Here is a 16385-nt window from a genome sequence, read left to right as displayed (position 1 = left end):
ATAGGTCATCAGTGATAGCATAAATTGTAATTATTTCGTTTAACATTACCCCTCCTAATTTTTCCTCTGGAGGGGATTTTATTGCTTATGCAATGCCACCTGAACACCTGCAAGCATAACTAGCAACTTGGGTTAATATTGCCCCAAGTCTTGGGTCTATCTTTGTAGTATGTAAAGAAGTACTTTGACCTAAGACTATGCCTTCTTCTGAAAATCTCACTTACCCAACCAGCCATAAGAGCAATCAAGCTGATAATTACCACGGTACTTCAGTTGCAGATCCTTACCGTTGGTTAGAAGATCCTGACTCTGAAGAAACAAGAACTTGGATTGAGGCACAAAATCAAGTTACGTTTGGCTACTTGAGTGAAATTCCTGCTAGGGAAAAAATTAAACAGCGCCTCACCAAACTTTGGGATTATGAAAAATACGGTATTCCTTTTAAAGAAGGCGAATCTCTGCGAGACGGTTCCACCGAACGCTACTTTTATTTTAAAAATGATGGACTGCAAAATCAAAGTGTCCTTTACACCTTGAAAACCCTCGATGACCAACCCCAAGTTTTACTCGATCCCAATAAACTCTCAGAAGATGGCACTGTTGCTCTTTCAGGATTGTCAATTAGCGAGGATGGTAAACTTTTAGCTTATGGTTTATCCTCCTCTGGTTCTGATTGGCAAGAGTGGAAAGTACGCGATGTTGAAACTGGTGAAGACCTCCAAGACCACCTGAAGTGGATTAAATTTTCTGGCGCATCTTGGACACACGATAATCAAGGTTTTTTCTACAGTCGCTACGATGAACCAAATGAAAAAACTCAATTAGAAGATGTCAACTATTATCAAAAGCTCTGCTATCATCAACTAGGTAAACCTCAATCAGAAGACGTACTAATCTACCATCGTCCTGACCAAAAGGAATGGGGTTTTAGTGGTGGCGTTACTGAAGATGGACGCTATCTAATAATTTCAATTTGGCTAGGTACTGACTCTAAAAATTTAGTTTTCTTCAAAGATTTAACTAACCCTAATGCGGAAGTTGTAGAACTAATTAACCAATTTGAGGCAGATTATAGCTTTATCGACAATGATGATAACGTCTTTTATTTTCGCACAGATTTAAACGCACCACGGGGAAGAGTGATTGCGATTGACACGAAAAACCCCGCACCAGAAAATTGGCAAGAAATTATTCCTCAATCAGCAGAAACTTTGGAAAGTGTCGGTATACTTAATAATCAGTTCGTTGCAGATTACCTCAAAGATGCTCACAGTCAAATCAAAATTTTTGACCTCAACGGTACGTTTATTCGAGAGGTAGAACTACCAGGACTCGGTTCAGCCGGAGGCTTTAATGGTAAGCGTTATGATACTGAAACTTTTTATAGTTTTACCAGTTTTACCATACCAGGCACTATTTATCGCTACGATATGGTGACAGGAAAAAGTCAGGTTTTCCGTCAGCCGCAGGTAGATTTTAATCCTGATGATTACGAGACAAAACAAGTCTTTTATCACAGTAAAGATGATACTAAAATACCAATGTTTATTACGCACAAAAAGGGTATTAAATTAGATGGAAATAACCCTACTTATCTCTATGCTTATGGTGGTTTTAATGCTTCAATGACACCTGGCTTTTCTGTGAGTCTTTTGGTGTGGATGGAGATGGGTGGTGTCTATGCTATGCCTAATATCCGTGGCGGTGGAGAATACGGTGAAGAATGGCATCAAGCAGGAATGAAAGATAAAAAGCAGAATGTCTTTGATGACTTTATTGGTGCTGCTGAATGGCTGATTGCTAACAAGTATACTAAGACTGAGAAGCTGGCGATCGCAGGTGGTAGTAACGGCGGTTTATTAGTGGGTGCTTGTATAACGCAGCGTCCCGATTTGTTTGGTGCAGCGTTACCAGCAGTCGGCGTCATGGATATGTTGCGGTTCCACAAATTTACCATCGGTTGGGCTTGGACTTCCGAATATGGTTCTGCGGATAATCCAGAAGAGTTTCCGGCGCTGTATGCTTATTCGCCATTACATAACATCAAACCAAATACAGCTTACCCAGCAACCTTAATTACCACAGCCGATCATGACGATCGCGTTGTCCCTGCTCATAGTTTCAAATTTGCCGCCGCTTTGCAAGAGGCTCACACAGGTGATGCGCCAACGCTAATTAGAATTGAGACGAAAGCCGGACATGGTGCGGGTAAACCCACTGCTAAAATTATCGAGGAAGCCGCAGATAAATGGGCTTTTTTGGTACGTGTTTTGAATGTTGAAGTTTAGAATAATGTAATTGATTATCTCACGCAAGTGTCCTCGCCTTTGCGTGAGATTTTGTCAGATTAATAGATGAGTTAAAATTAAATCATCACTCTAGGCAAATATTAATGATGAGATGGGAAGAAGTTTGCGAACACAAACAATTACAAGATTTACCCTTCAAAATTGAATTAAATAAATGGGGACAAATTGTAATGAGTCCAGTCAAAATTAAACATTCTTTTTATCAAGGAAGAATCCAACGTTTATTGGAATCTTTATTGAATACAGGAGAAGTAATGCCAGAATGTGCCATCAACACATCAGACGGGGTGAAAGTTGCTGATGTTGTTTGGTGTTCAGAAGAAAGATTTTCTCAAATTGAAGATGAAGTATCAGCTTCTATTGCACCAGAAATTTGTGTAGAAGTCAAATCAAGTGGTAACAGTTTGGAAGAAATGGAATTTAAAAGAAATTTATATTTAGAAGCTCAAGCTTTTGAGGTGTGGTTATGTAATGAACAAGGTCAAATTAAATTTTATAATGAGCAAGGGGAATTAGAGCAATCTTTGTTAGTTCCTAACTTTCCTAAGCAAATTAAGCGGTAATTGTAGAGAATAGGGGAGAAAGCGTAGTTTACCGCTGTAGGCATCGCCTAAATTATTTATTTTTAAAATGCATCTTAAAAATACTAATAATCTTTCATTAAAAAATTGCAGAAAACTCAACTTTGCTTAATTTAAAGTATTATCTATTTCATAAATAATACGATACCAACCTTCACAAAAAGTTAAGTGATAATGGTGAAGGCAAACAATTATTTACCTTCACCCTCAATACAGTTTGGTTAAGGATTTTTGATGAAAATTCTAGATCGTTAAAGATGCGATAAATCACCCTCTTTACGAAGGAATGATTATTGTAAAAACGGCGATTTATCGCGTCTTGCCTTAACCGAACAGTATTACCGCTTTTCTTGATGCGAGCAAGAAGTTTAATATTTTTATCCTTCTTGTATAGTTAAAACGCGACAGCTTGGGCTGTACCAGTCAAATGGATTGTCGTATAAGTTTGTCTTTGCCCCTGGTTGAATTTAGGAATCACAGAAAAGAGGTTTGTTGTTGTGATTCCCTTAGTTTCTACTGCGGCTGAGTTGCTTTTTCCAAGGTTTACACGGGGTAAGATCAAAGTAAACACGGTATTGCCAGTATCTACTGTCCTACGGATAGTTACAGTTACGAGTGTACCAATCTCTGTTTCTACAGTACGGATCTGATCGGTACCTTGAAAGTTTAATGTCTGTTGCTTATCTTTATAGGTAAAAAGGGGCTTGCCAGTAAAGCTTGTCGTTGAGTAACTAATGCTGATATTCTTACCTTGAAACTGGTATAAGTTTGGTACTACTTCTGAGGCATTAGCTGATAATACAGGTATTGCTGTTAACAGCATACCTAATGTGAACGATCCAATCAAGTTTCTTGTTTGCATATCTAAAAAAGTTTTTGCTAGTTTGACCGAGATACTTACCCGAATGTGATGACAACAGGTATCAAACCAATTTTAAAAGTAGATATTACTACAATCGTGTAAAAAGAAACACATTGCAATGCTTGTTAATCTATTTGCAATAATTTCTAATATTCTGTAAAAGTTTTATCGCCGCACCTAATAACCCTTGGGTAGTTTTAAAAAATACACCCAGATATGCTATCGGCAAAAAAGTAGTACAGTAATAAGTCTATATAGCGATTACCAGTTACGTGAGGTACAGATAATATTTTGAAACGCAAAGGAACGCAAAGTAAAGCGCAGAGGTACGCAGAGATTTGTACCTCAGCAGACTAGGAAACGCTATATATCATCTTCCTCTATCACATTTGTTTTAAGCGAATTTTGTTTTCATTTTTGTCTTATTCCCTCAATAACTAGCAACTTGAGTTAGATTTAAATTTTGAAATACCCTTTGGGGTTTTATTTTAAAATTGGAAGTTTTGTATTGCTTATGAAACGGCGATCGTACACGATGCTTTTAGGATTTTTCCTCAGCCTTATTTTAACTATCGTGCCAATGGCTGGCAATTTCACTAATGCTGCAACGCCAACAGCAGTCACACCTGTCTCTGCTCTCTCATTCACCCAAGGAGTGCAAAAAACAGTATTAGACAACGGTTTAACGGTATTAACCAAAGAAGTTCATACTGCTCCTGTGGTGAGTGTGCAAGTTTGGTATAAAGTTGGCTCGCGCAACGAGGTTAAGGGAGAGAATGGTATTTCTCACCAGCTAGAACATTTGATGTTCAAAGGTACAAATGACCGTCCAGTACAGTTTGGACGGTTGTTTAGTGCTTTAGGTAGCCAGTTCAATGCTTTTACTAGTTATGACGAAACAGCTTACTTTGGCACAGTGCAGCGAGACAAATTAGAAGCACTGCTGACACTAGAAGCCGATCGCATGGAAAACTCCTTAATTGGGCCTGAACAACTCACCAGTGAAAAGCGGGTGGTGATCTCCGAGTTACAGGGATACGAAAATTCACCAGGCTATCGTCTGAGTCGGGCAGTGATGCGAGCTGCTTTCCCCAATCGAGCTTATGGTTTATCGGTGGGAGGCACAAAAGCCGATGTAGAGCAATTCACGGTGGAGCAGGTACGGAATTATTATCAAACCTACTACAGCCCAGAAAACGCCACGTTGGTGATTACCGGAGATTTTGCCACAAAACCTGCACTCAAAGTTGTCCAAGAAACTTTTGGTAAGTTATCGCAACGAGCAAAAAAGAATACGACACTCCCTAATGCCAGGAGAGCAATTGATAATTTCTCGGCATCTTCTTCTGTTGCTGACGCTTCCCCGTCTACCCCTGTTGCGAAAAAAGCACCGATTGTCCTCAAGCAACCTGGAAGTGCAGCACTATTGCAAGCGGTGTATCCTCTGCCAGATATCAAACATCCTGATGTCCCAGCAATTGATTTGATGGATGCCATTCTTACAGGTGGACGTAGTTCTCGACTTTATCAAGCTTTGGTGGAATCTGGACTTGCTAGTTCAGTGAGTGGTGGTGCTGCTGAACTTATCGAACCGGGTTGGTATGAAATTGATGCTACGGCGGCTCCCGGTCAAGAGTTGGGGAAAATTGCCCAGGTACTCCAGGAATCTTTAGTAAAATTGCAACAGCAGCCTGTCACTTCAGAAGAGTTGAACCGAGCGAAGACGCAACTGCAAGCCTCATATATTTTGGGTAATCAAGATATCACGAGTCAAGCTAATCAACTGGGATATAACCAAACGATCGCAGGGGATTATCATTTTATTGAAAGGTATCTGGCTGCGATCGCGAAAGTAACTCCTGCTCAAGTCCAGAAAGCAGCGAAAACTTACCTCAATCCGGCTCAACAAACCATCGGTTTCTTTGAGCCGACTCAACCAGATGGTAAGCCAGGAACTTCTAGCGCTGGTTCTAGCCGCACGGTGGAAAATTTCAGCCCTGGTAAGCCTGTAGATCCAGCAGAACTGGCAAAATATTTGCCACCTGCGACATCAGAAACAGATTCAGCTAAACAATCACTACCAGAGGAGTTTACCTTAAAAAATGGTTTGAAGGTTCTGCTGTTGAGCGATCGCAATCTTCCCACTATTAACCTGAGCGGACAAATTGACGCTGGTGCTGAATTTGATGGCAATCAAAAAGCTGGATTAGCGAATCTAACTGCAAGCAACTTAATGAATGGGACGCAGACTAAAAATGCTCTGACTCTAGCAAAAACCTTAGAAGACTTGGGATCTGGTTTGAGCTTCAGTGCTAGCCGCGAGGGAACTAGCGTTAGTGGTGAGGGACTTTCAGCAAATTTGCCAATATTGATTCAAACTCTGGCAGATGTGTTAGAAAACGCCACTTTCCCCGCCGATCAGTTGGAACTAAGTCGCCAAAGGGCATTGACAAGTCTGAAAGTCCAACTAGATGATCCTAGAGGTTTGGGAAGACAAGTATTTCAACAGGCAATTTACCCTGAAAATCATCCATTCCACAGCTTTCCCACAGCCGAGAGTTTAAAGACTATTACTCGTGATGATTTGCTTGGTTTCTACCAAACACACTACCGACCGGATACCACGACGATCGCAATAGTTGGAGACTTTGATTCAGTTAAGGTAAAAGCTTTGCTAAATGAAGTGTTTGGTAAATGGCAAGCCACAGGTAAGCCACCTGTTCTCAAAATACCAACCGTACCATTTCCGCAAACTTTGACACAACTAAATAAAGTAATTCCCGGTAAAGCTGAGGCTGTCACCTACATCGGCTACAACGGCATCTCTCGAAAAGATCCGCGTTATTATGCGGCACTAGTGCTAAATCAAATTTTGGGTGGTGATACCTTAGCCAGCCGCTTGGGTACGGAAGTGCGCGATCGCCAAGGTTTAACCTACGGTATATATAGTGGTTTTGCCGCCGGGATCAATCCGGGGCCCTTCTTGATTCAAATGCAAACTGCTCCTGTTGATGCCCAAAAAGCGATCGCCAGTACTCTCGCATTACTAAAACAGTTACGCGAGCAAGGAGTAACTGAAGCTGAATTCAACACAGCAAAACGCTCAATTACCAATAGCTATCCTGTGGATTTAGCTAATCCCAGTGATGTAGCAAGCATCATTTTGGATAATGCTGTTTTAGGGCTTTCACGGTCAGAAATCCGAGAGTTTCCCCAGCGGATTCAAGCAGTTACTATGGCTAATATGCAACAGGCAATTGAAGATTTAATTAAGCCAGAAAATCTGGTGATTGTCACTGCCGGGCCTGGAGATGCTGTAACCAAAGGCAGCTAATCACCTCAGATACATAGCAATGGGATTTGATTTGTAAAAATTGCAATAACTATATCCCCGACTTCTTTAAGAAATCGGGGATTTGATTGTTTACGAATGATTTAGAATGGCTAATATCACCAAAAACTTGGGTCTGAAGCCCCGTCCTTTGAGGACGGCTTTTTATCATTGGTGACAGGACTTTAAATGAGTAATGAATAATGAGTGGATGAGAAATGGGTATTTACTCATTACTTATTACTCCAGAATCACCGACCCTTCTTTCTCGGTGAGTATGTCAACTCGTACCTTCTGCCTGGTTGTTGAGCGTAGTCGAAACACTGCCTCCTTCAAATTGAATAAGACACTGGAAAGGACTTTGCATCCTTTGGCTTCACATACACTCGCTGTAGAGGTTCTAACATTAAGTCATTAAAGCGATCGCGTGTTAAATGCGCCATCACTACTTGCCCGTCATCGAAAGTTAATTCCACCTGAATTTCCCAACCTAAATGTATTAATCGGCTTACTGTTGCAGGTGTAGTGGTACCGTTAGCAGCCTTTTCTAAAATCACATCTTGCGGACGCAAAAAGACTTGTGGGTGTGGCGCATCAAACCCGCTGCTTTGAAAAATCTTTGAAGAGCTGGGTAATACATTCACCGGGCCAATGAAGCTCATTACAAATGCGGTGGCGGGATTATCATAAATTTCTGCTGGTGTCCCTACCTGTTCCACACGTCCTTTATTCATCACCACAACCTCATCGGAGACTTCCATTGCTTCCTCTTGGTCATGGGTAACGAAAACTGTGGTAACATGAACCTCATCATGGAGGCGGCGTAACCATGCCCGTAAGTCTTTGCGAACTTTAGCATCAAGTGCGCCAAAAGGTTCATCTAGCAATAAAACTTCCGGTTCTACTGCCAAAGCCCTGGCTAAAGCTACCCGTTGTCTTTGACCGCCAGAAAGTTGTGATGGATAGCGATCGCCTAATCCAGTCAATTGCACCAATTCGAGTAACTGTTCTACCCGTCCTTTAATCTTCTTTGGCTGTGCCTTACGAATTTCTAAGCCAAAGGCAATATTTTGCTTAACTGTCAGATGCTTGAATAGGGCGTAGTGCTGAAATACAAACCCAATATTTCGCTGTTGCACACTTTGGTATGTAGCGTCCTTACCGGTAAGCAGGATTTTGCCGCTATCTGGCATTTCTAAACCTGAAATTAACCGTAGTAGCGTAGATTTACCCGATCCCGATGGCCCAAGTAATGCAACTAACGAACCACTCTTAATTTCTAGGCTAACCTCATCAACTGCCTTGAAACTCCCGAATTGTTTGGAGACGTTCTCAACTACTATACCCACTGCTACTATAACCTCTGCAACTAAATCTACAGATCCTTGGTAGGATTACTGTGTCCTACATATACCATATATTGTTATTTATGGATGAACAAGATTTAGCTACCGCAACTGCCGCAATCGAGGAAGCTACAGTCAGCACCACTGCAATCTAGGGAACTACAATCAGCAGCACCACAATCTAGGGAACCACAATCGGGAGTCATACTAACGATCTCGACACAATTACAGCCCAAATCAGCACAATCAAAACAGTTGGTATTGTCGCCACTAATAAATGAGGATTTTTGAGCAACTTTACCAGATGCTTGTCGTTGCTGCCTGTCTGCTTCCTCCTCTGTAGATTCTTCTGAGTTTTCGCTATGCATTCGCAAAATTTGATTGGCTTGCTTGCAAGCTTGAAATCGTTCGTGGGAATTAACAAAAGCTGCTTTTAACCCTTTCTTGGCAATTAACTGCTTAATGTATTGAGAGCAAGATTCGCCGCCATATAGTATTCTATGGGCACAAGCAAAACCTTTGTGCGGAGAAATATGTTTTTGATATCCATTAATTGCCGCAGTACTAAGTTGTCTAGTAAAAGAATCGAATAAGGAAATTTGCATATTTTATAACTGGGGCATTGAGCATTGGCACTAACCAATATTCTTTAGTACTTACGCAAAAGCTCTCTAAAACTCTTATTTTTGTGCGTTCTACCCTGCGGGAAGCCGCTCTGCATCTATGCAGTTTGTTTTTCATGATTTTACGTAAGTCCTGTTCTTCATTCTTCCCAATACTCAATACCAAATACTCAATACCCCATGCCCAATACCCAATGCCCAATGCCCAATGCCCCAGGTTCAATTCGTATCGAAACATTAAGGAATATTGCATTTGTGCAGAAACCTGGAGGTAAAGCGCCAAATCACCAGAAAGACCGTGGTAGTATGCTCTCGGTAAATGTGAAGATTGGGAGAAAGACCTTTGACACTACGGGTTGCTGTTATTGGGTCAGGCCCTGCTGGTTCATCTGCCGCAGAAACACTGGCAGCCTCTGGGATTGAAACCTACCTGTTTGAGCGGAAGCTAGATAATGCAAAGCCTTGCGGGGGTGCAATTCCCCTATGTATGGTGAGTGAATTTGACTTACCACCAGAGATTATTGATCGCCGGGTACGGAAGATGAAAATGATTTCGCCTTCCAATCGCGAGGTTGATATCAATCTGATAAATGAAGATGAATATATAGGAATGTGCCGCCGGGAAGTGCTGGATGGCTTTTTGCGCGATCGCGCGGCCAAACTAGGCGCAAATTTAATTAATGCCACTGTTCATAAACTCGATATACCAGGAAACAATACCGATCCCTATACCATTCATTACGTTGACCACACAGATGGTATATCACAGGGTATTGCCAAAACTCTGAAGGTGGATGTAATTATTGGGGCAGATGGGGCTAATTCCCGCGTTGCCAAAGAGATGGACGCTGGGGATTACAATTATGCGATCGCTTTCCAAGAGCGGATTCGCTTACCCGAAGACAAAATGGCCTACTATAACGACCTCGCCGAAATGTATGTCGGTGATGACGTTTCTACCGATTTCTACGCTTGGGTTTTCCCCAAATATGATCACGTAGCTGTCGGTACTGGCACAATGCAAATCAATAAAGCCAGCATCAAACAGTTACAAGCTGGTATCCGCGCCCGTGCATCCGAGAAGCTAGCAGGCGGTAAAATCATCAAAGTTGAAGCCCACCCAATTCCCGAACATCCCCGTCCCCGTCGTGTTGTTGGTCGCATCGCTTTGGTGGGAGATGCTGCTGGTTATGTTACCAAGTCTTCTGGTGAAGGTATTTATTTTGCGGCTAAATCTGGGCGGATGTGTGCCGAAACCATTGTCGAAGCATCTAACAGTGGTAGCCGTATTCCTACAGAAGGCGACCTGAAGGTTTACCTGAAGCGTTGGGATAAAAGATATGGACTCACTTACAAGGTGCTGGACATTCTGCAAACCGTATTCTATCGTTCTGACGCCACCCGCGAAGCCTTTGTGGAAATGTGCGATGACCTCGATGTACAACGGCTAACATTTGATAGCTATCTGTATAAAACGGTTGTCCCAGCTAATCCCATCACCCAATTGAAGATTACTGCCAAAACCATTGGTAGTCTAATTCGAGGTAATGCCCTTGCACCTTAATTGAGTGGCACTTCCAACAAAGAAATTACTAAATTTTGTGGGGTGGACATCCTGCACGCTCATGAATCAGGGCGGGCAAGATGCCCACCCCACAATATATGTTTCCGAAGGGTAGCAACTGGCGCAGCCCAGAGATAAAAAAGAGATTTTACTAGTCACCTTGAAAGGGTTAGTTTTTGAAGTTTTAGATAGCATAACTCTTAACTTAGTACAGTTTTGTGTAAAAGTGTAGCGTTTTTAATGCAAGCCGACGCATTAACAATGCAAGCCGACGTATTAACGAGGCGGCCGACGCATTAACAATGCAAGCCGATGTATTAACAAGGCGGCCGACGCATTGTCATTGGAGGGTATTGCCGAATTTAATTCGCTATGAATTAATGAAATGTTGTACTTAGTTAGTAAAGAAGGCAAATCATGCAACTACATCGATTCGATAACATTCAGGAATAGTGGATATCTCAGACTGGCAACTGAAGGCGATCGCTCCAATTACAATTAAATTACTTTGGTGAGAGTTTTGGCAAACCTCCTCTAACTTGTCATGCTTGGGGGGAGATTAAGTATGCTGTATTCTGAACTTCAGCGATAAATTGCTTTTTGAATAAATGCTTAATTTTATTTCCTATTTGTTTTTAGCTCAAGCATTGCCTTCTCCTGCACCACAAGAAATCTTCCTTCCCCAACAAACAAGACCTTTAACAGGATATCTTGACGAAGTACCAGTATTTAACAGTAATAATCCAGAAGTAGTTAAGAGTGAAGGAATTCTCCTATCTACATTTCCTCCTCAAGGCAAAAAAGTGCCCAGCGCCCACCTAAACTTTCCATTTCAGGGACGATTTGATTTATTTTCTCACCATATTGCTAGAGCGATTGAGACGCCAAATGATTTGCGGACTCTTTATTTGGGAGTGATTGTTTACAATCCTAGCGATCGCTCTGCAACTGTCAACATCTTGCAAGCAGCTAGTTATGTGAGTCAACCCGATGCACCTTTTGTCAAACTTCCTCCCATGCTGTCAAATAATTCGGGAAACATTTATGCAGGGCCTGGCGATCGCGTGATGAATGATGTGCTGCGAGTCAGACGACAAGGATGGCCTGCCCAGTTGGTAATTCCACCAAAACAAAGCCGGATGTTAATGAATCATCCAATTCCAGTGCGGACTTTAACGCCGCCATTGAATGGACGTTCTACTTTATTACGTTTGTATAGCGATCGTCCTGTTTATCTGGCGAACCTAGCCATGTTTGCCAAACCCAATCCCGATGGTAGCGAACGAGCGCCTACTTTAGAAGAATGGGAGAATTTATTAGAAAATGGTGATTTTGCAGGGCCCCGCGAATCCGCTCCCAGTCCTCCAGATAAGCTTGCAGGGGCAACAGAAATTTACGGACGGGTAGCAGGAGTAGCTGTTGGCTCTCGTTGGCAAGGACAAGTTACCGACTCTAATAGTTCATACCTGACAATTCCCGAATCAGGACAAGCTTTTTCTTACGGTTTAAGTACCCTTTTGGCTGGCAAAATGGGTACTGGACAAAACCAAACTGCTAAACTCGTAGCGCGTTATCCTGGTACTGCTTACGAAGCTCACGGCAACTACGGCATTGAATACAACATCTCTCTACCATTATTCAACAATACGGATAAGCTGCAAACTATAAATGTACTTTTTCAAACGCCGATTAAAGAAGATGAGTTAAGTAAACCAGGGCTGCGCTTTTTTTCACCACCTGCACCATCTGTCTTTTTCCGAGGCACTGTTCGTATTCGCTACAATGACGATAATGGCTTACCCAGAACTCAATATTGGCATTTAGTTCAACAACGGGGACAGATGGGAGAACCGCTGGCTCAATTAAAAATATCTCCTGGACAGCGCCGACTGGTAGAAGTGGATTTTCTTTACCCACCTGATGCTACGCCTCCTCAAATGTTGACAATTCAAACTGTAGATCGAAATTAACAATTTAAAATTCCAGAAGTATTGTATGGAATACAAGTCTTGAGTTGAGTGCAATTTCTGATAAAACAGATGTTGTTCTTAATCTACTGGGGCAAAATAGAAAACATGACGATTGAATCCAATTCCTCTAATCTACCGACCCCAGAACCAGGCCCCGAAAACGATTCGCAACCAGATGACTTTGACGGTGGTGCAAATGAGAAAAACCTAGCCTCAGAAGCACTAGCGACACAACAAGCACTAGCAGCAATTGGGTCTTTGCAATCTTCGCAACATACAACTGCTTTACAACAAGCCCGTTCTGACTTCAAACAACCCATTAGCAAGCAATTCACAGTTAAGCCAAGGGCATTGCTGATTATTTTAATCGCGATCGCCATTACCTTCACTGGGATTATCCTCAATAATTGGATCGTCGGCATTATAGGAACGCTGATAACTTTGCTACTATCCCTGGCGATATTATTGCCTTGGTTGCAAGAAGTTTTAGACGAATGGTTTTCACCCCAAGAACGTACCCTGTTTGTGGCCTTTTTGGGACTAATAGTAGCCATTATCGGCACGATCAGATTCACAGGTGTAGGCGATCGCTTACTTGTTTTAGGACGCCAGATTAACTGGGAAACTGCTGGTAGCCTTGCAGAATGGTTTGGCGCTTTGGGGCAAATTCTGATCGCCATCATTGCCGTTTACGTAGCATGGCGACAATATGTTATTTCCAAAGACTTGACAATTCAGCAAAATATGCTGACAGTTCAGCAAAATATCATCACCCAGCAACAGACAATTGATTCCTACTTCCAAGGCGTTTCCGACTTGGTATTAGATGAAGAAGGATTATTAGAAGATTGGCCCCAAGAAAGAGCGATCGCTGAAGGACGCACTGCGGCAATTTTAAGTAGTGTCGATGGTAGTGGGAAAGCGAAAATTCTCCGTTTTTTGTCACGTTCCAAGTTGCTGTCACCCCTAAAACGCGATCGCTTATTAGGTCGAGCCATTCTCGATGGAACTGGCGGATATGCAGAAGACCGCCTCGAAGGTGTGCGCGTCATCGATTTAGGCGTAATGCTAGCCGCAGCCGACCTTTCTGGGACTGATTTACGTTGGACTGATCTGAGCGAAGCTAATCTTGTCCGCGCCAATCTGAGCGGTTGCGATTTAGTAAAAGCCAACCTCTCCCGCACAATTTTATATGGTGCGAATCTCAATGATGCTGACATCAACGGGATTCGCCTATTTTATGGTGTAGTAGATAAAGCCTCACCCCGTAGTCGCACCCAAGCACCAGATTATGAAACCGGCGAACAAACCGGCGCTGTGGTAGAAAATGCCGATTTCAGTAACGTACAACGAATGTCTGAGTCTACACGTAACTACTGTTGCACTTGGGGTGGTGAGAAAACTAGAGGTACTATTCCTGGTGGTTGTGAAGGTATTCCTAATAAGTTGGGAAGATAATTATAAGACTAGATAAAAATTAGTTAGCCGCATTAAAAATCTGCTGTGCAGTTAAATTTAATTTGGGAAAGGTAGGTGATGAAATCCCGGTGTTACCTTGAAACGCGAGCTTAGGAGTAAATAGTTATCCTGGCACAAGAGTATCATATTGTACAAAACTTCTTGACATTGCCTACAAGTATTAATTTGCTTGAAAAAGTTTAGACAAAATGCCAGCATTCTATAAATTTGATTGCTATATTAGATTAAATAACTATTCTGGCAAGGGTTGAAAAGCTGTGCGAGATGATTTACAGGGATTGGAAATTAGTCAGAACGATCTGCAAAAGCTGACTAATTTACCTGTCAATGAGAAACTTTTAATCATTACAAATCCTCTTAAAAGATTAATAAATGTATATATACAAAAGCTTCAAAGTTCTGAAGGAGCAACTGTAGTTTTTATTGGATTTTCTACATTTATTTTTGTTTATATTTTATTCGATCTAATTATTAAAATGTTCGTGACGTGGATAACAATTCCATCATGGATATTATTATTTTTTTTAGGGCTTTGGATTGGTGGTCTGACGCAAAGCATTTTATATTTTATCTGGAAAACTAAAAGTAAGCTTGTTAAAGCTAACATGACAAAATCTCTGCAAATCCTGTTAAACGAGGTTAATAGATATAATACTGTTATTAGAGTTATAGATATTAATGACCAAATAGAAGAAGCTGGTAATCCAGAAGTGATGATCAAGGAAAGAGAAGATGTCATCGAAGCGCTTAAACTTACCAAAACTGATTTAGTTCGCGCTTTGAAGACAGAAAGGATTTTGAGAGAAAATAAGAATTTTATCCTCAGTAATACAGAACTATTTGTCAACAATTTAGCAACTTTAACAGCGATGCAAGTAACAGAGGAGGCTACTGAACATGGAAGATTACTCAATGAAGCATTACAAATTGCATTAGATGTGCAATACGAAATGAAAAGATTACAGACTCAACGTTAAGAGAATTTGTAATTAAGTTTTGTAATCGGAATTTAGAAAGCACTCGTAAATTGACTCGGTACTCAGAAATAGTTAGAGAAAGCGTAGATGCTACTGATAAATCCATAGAGGTTACTGGGTGAGTTGGCTTCCAGTCTGCTAGTAAAATATTCTCAATGGCTTTTTTCCATAATCTTTCCCACGGTTGCAATCCCCGGTCTACCATAAAGAATAATCGTAAAGCGATCGCTTATCCGTATGGACTGGAAAGAAATTAGAGGGAACTGGGTAATCATTCCCCAAAATCCCATAGGTATCGTTCATTTTTTAGGAGGTGCATTTGTCGCCACTGCACCGCACATCACTTATCGCTGGTTACTCGAACAACTGGCAAGTAAAGGCTACGTTGTAATTGCTACGCCTTTCGTCAATACATTGGATCATAGTGCGATCGCAAAATCCGTGCTGTTAAACTTTGACCGCACCCTCGAACGATTGCATGATTCTGGGGCATTACGCAAGCTTTACTTCCCTATCTACGGCGTTGGACACAGTATGGGCTGTAAACTCCACTTGCTGATTGGTAGCCTGTTTAAAGTAGAACGTGCAGGGAATATTTTAATATCCTTCAACAACTACGCCGCTAAAGAAGCTATCCCTCTAGTGGAGCAGTTCAATTCTACTTGGAAAATCGAATTTACCCCCTCGCCGTTGGAAACTGACAAACTTGTCCAAGAACATTACAATATCCGGCGCAATTTATTAATAAAATTTAGTAATGACACCATCGATCAATCGGCAGCTTTAACCAAAATCTTACAAGAACGTTTTGATGAGATGGTGACAGCGCAAACGTTACCAGGAAATCATACAACACCTTTAGGTCAAGATATTAAATGGCAAACGGGAACATCTTTTACCCCCTTTGATGCTTTAGGGCAATGGTTCAAACAAGAAGCATACCGTGACTTAAACCAGTTAAAAAGCAATATTCTTTTATGGCTAAATCCTTTGGGAACGCCATAATATTTTATGACTGTTAAATAGTCGTAAATTTGATGGGTAAATAGAAATGAGTTATAGTGCTTCTCATTTAAGTCTAATAAAGACCAAACCCTCAATTCCTTACGCCTGTTGCCCCAACGTAAGGTACTCTCTCTTAAAAAGAGAGAGTAGTCAAAGTCTATTGCATACATAGACACGCAGCGGCTACTCTACGAGTTATCTGTTCGCGCTAGCGTCTCCCCTTGGGAGAAGAAATACCCGCAGGGTACGATAAGTGCTATGGCATCTCTGTATTGATACTACTAGCTTATTAGCTCATATCATATTTTTATTTTCTAGTTTGACAAAAAATTATTAAT

11 protein-coding genes and 1 pseudogene are annotated in these 16385 nt (G+C 41.5%); 8 read left to right on the top strand and 4 right to left on the bottom strand.

The window, feature by feature from the left end; all coding sequences use genetic code 11:
- Positions 1 to 197 precede the first annotated feature (197 nt).
- Together RMY32_RS14360 and RMY32_RS14355 are read left to right on the top strand one after the other, a co-directional pair.
- Positions 198 to 2288, top strand: coding sequence for a prolyl oligopeptidase family protein (locus RMY32_RS14360; protein ID WP_322712642.1), 2091 nt, complete (start codon positions 198 to 200; stop codon positions 2286 to 2288).
- A gap of 104 nt (positions 2289 to 2392) precedes the next feature.
- Positions 2393 to 2872, top strand: a complete 480-nt coding sequence (locus RMY32_RS14355) for a Uma2 family endonuclease (protein ID WP_322712641.1) — start codon at positions 2393 to 2395, stop codon at positions 2870 to 2872.
- Positions 2873 to 3284: 412 nt separating this feature from the next.
- Here RMY32_RS14355 and RMY32_RS14350 read toward each other — a convergent pair whose 3' ends face one another.
- Positions 3285 to 3752: a hypothetical protein gene (locus RMY32_RS14350; RefSeq protein WP_322675606.1), complete on the bottom strand. Its 468-nt coding sequence runs from the start codon at positions 3750 to 3752 to the stop codon at positions 3285 to 3287.
- Between the two features lie 514 nt (positions 3753 to 4266).
- Between RMY32_RS14350 and RMY32_RS14345 the strand changes: the two genes are divergently transcribed.
- Positions 4267 to 7086 carry a pitrilysin family protein gene (locus RMY32_RS14345; RefSeq protein ID WP_322712640.1) on the top strand — a complete coding sequence of 940 codons (2820 nt, stop codon included), beginning with the start codon at positions 4267 to 4269 and terminating at the stop codon, positions 7084 to 7086.
- A gap of 329 nt (positions 7087 to 7415) precedes the next feature.
- Here RMY32_RS14345 and RMY32_RS14340 read toward each other — a convergent pair whose 3' ends face one another.
- Positions 7416 to 8432 (bottom strand): sulfate/molybdate ABC transporter ATP-binding protein, encoded by a 1017-nt coding sequence (locus RMY32_RS14340; protein WP_322712638.1) that lies wholly within the window; start codon positions 8430 to 8432, stop codon positions 7416 to 7418.
- A gap of 95 nt (positions 8433 to 8527) precedes the next feature.
- A complete protein-coding gene (gene yidD / locus RMY32_RS14335) occupies positions 8528 to 9034 on the bottom strand; it encodes a membrane protein insertion efficiency factor YidD (protein WP_322712637.1) in 507 nt (168 codons plus the stop codon).
- Between the two features lie 361 nt (positions 9035 to 9395).
- On the opposite strand from yidD, the gene chlP reads away from it, so the two are divergent.
- The 3 genes from chlP (at position 9396) to RMY32_RS14320 (ending at position 14044) form a co-directional block, all read left to right on the top strand.
- Positions 9396 to 10616 (top strand): geranylgeranyl reductase, encoded by a 1221-nt coding sequence (chlP, locus tag RMY32_RS14330; RefSeq protein ID WP_322689105.1) that lies wholly within the window; start codon positions 9396 to 9398, stop codon positions 10614 to 10616.
- A 608-nt stretch (positions 10617 to 11224) separates the two neighbouring features.
- On the top strand, positions 11225 to 12586 hold the full coding sequence (locus tag RMY32_RS14325; protein WP_322712636.1) for a DUF3370 domain-containing protein: 1362 nt from the start codon (positions 11225 to 11227) through the stop codon (positions 12584 to 12586).
- Between the two features lie 105 nt (positions 12587 to 12691).
- Positions 12692 to 14044: a pentapeptide repeat-containing protein gene (locus RMY32_RS14320; protein ID WP_322712644.1), complete on the top strand. Its 1353-nt coding sequence runs from the start codon at positions 12692 to 12694 to the stop codon at positions 14042 to 14044.
- A 19-nt stretch (positions 14045 to 14063) separates the two neighbouring features.
- Here RMY32_RS14320 and RMY32_RS14315 read toward each other — a convergent pair.
- A pseudogene (locus tag RMY32_RS14315) lies at positions 14064 to 14150 on the bottom strand (Uma2 family endonuclease); the annotation flags it as partial.
- Positions 14151 to 14322: 172 nt separating this feature from the next.
- Between RMY32_RS14315 and RMY32_RS14310 the strand changes: the two are divergent.
- Both RMY32_RS14310 and RMY32_RS14305 read left to right on the top strand, forming a co-directional pair.
- Positions 14323 to 15042 carry a hypothetical protein gene (locus RMY32_RS14310; RefSeq protein WP_322712634.1) on the top strand — a complete coding sequence of 240 codons (720 nt, stop codon included), beginning with the start codon at positions 14323 to 14325 and terminating at the stop codon, positions 15040 to 15042.
- A 237-nt stretch (positions 15043 to 15279) separates the two neighbouring features.
- Positions 15280 to 16047, top strand: a complete 768-nt coding sequence (locus RMY32_RS14305) for a DUF1350 family protein (protein WP_322712633.1) — start codon at positions 15280 to 15282, stop codon at positions 16045 to 16047.
- Positions 16048 to 16385: the final 338 nt, after the last annotated feature.

This window comes from Nostoc sp. ChiSLP03a, assembly GCF_034531215.2.
In the GTDB taxonomy this organism is placed as follows: Bacteria; Cyanobacteriota; Cyanobacteriia; order Cyanobacteriales; family Nostocaceae; genus Nostoc.
Note: the sequence above shows the minus strand (reverse complement) of the source record. Positions and strands in the feature narration are given on the sequence as shown.

Excerpts from the sequence above, each read along its gene's own strand:
- RMY32_RS14360 (WP_322712642.1), top strand. The coding sequence starts at position 198 with ATGCCTTCTTCTGAAAATCTCACTTACCCAACCAGCCATAAGAGCAAT.
- RMY32_RS14355 (WP_322712641.1), top strand. The coding sequence starts at position 2,393 with ATGATGAGATGGGAAGAAGTTTGCGAACACAAACAATTACAAGATTTA.
- RMY32_RS14350 (WP_322675606.1), bottom strand. The coding sequence starts at position 3,752 with ATGCAAACAAGAAACTTGATTGGATCGTTCACATTAGGTATGCTGTTA.
- RMY32_RS14345 (WP_322712640.1), top strand. The coding sequence starts at position 4,267 with ATGAAACGGCGATCGTACACGATGCTTTTAGGATTTTTCCTCAGCCTT.
- yidD (WP_322712637.1), bottom strand. The coding sequence starts at position 9,034 with ATGCAAATTTCCTTATTCGATTCTTTTACTAGACAACTTAGTACTGCG.
- RMY32_RS14325 (WP_322712636.1), top strand. The coding sequence starts at position 11,225 with ATGCTTAATTTTATTTCCTATTTGTTTTTAGCTCAAGCATTGCCTTCT.
- RMY32_RS14320 (WP_322712644.1), top strand. The coding sequence starts at position 12,692 with ATGACGATTGAATCCAATTCCTCTAATCTACCGACCCCAGAACCAGGC.
- RMY32_RS14305 (WP_322712633.1), top strand. The coding sequence starts at position 15,280 with ATGGACTGGAAAGAAATTAGAGGGAACTGGGTAATCATTCCCCAAAAT.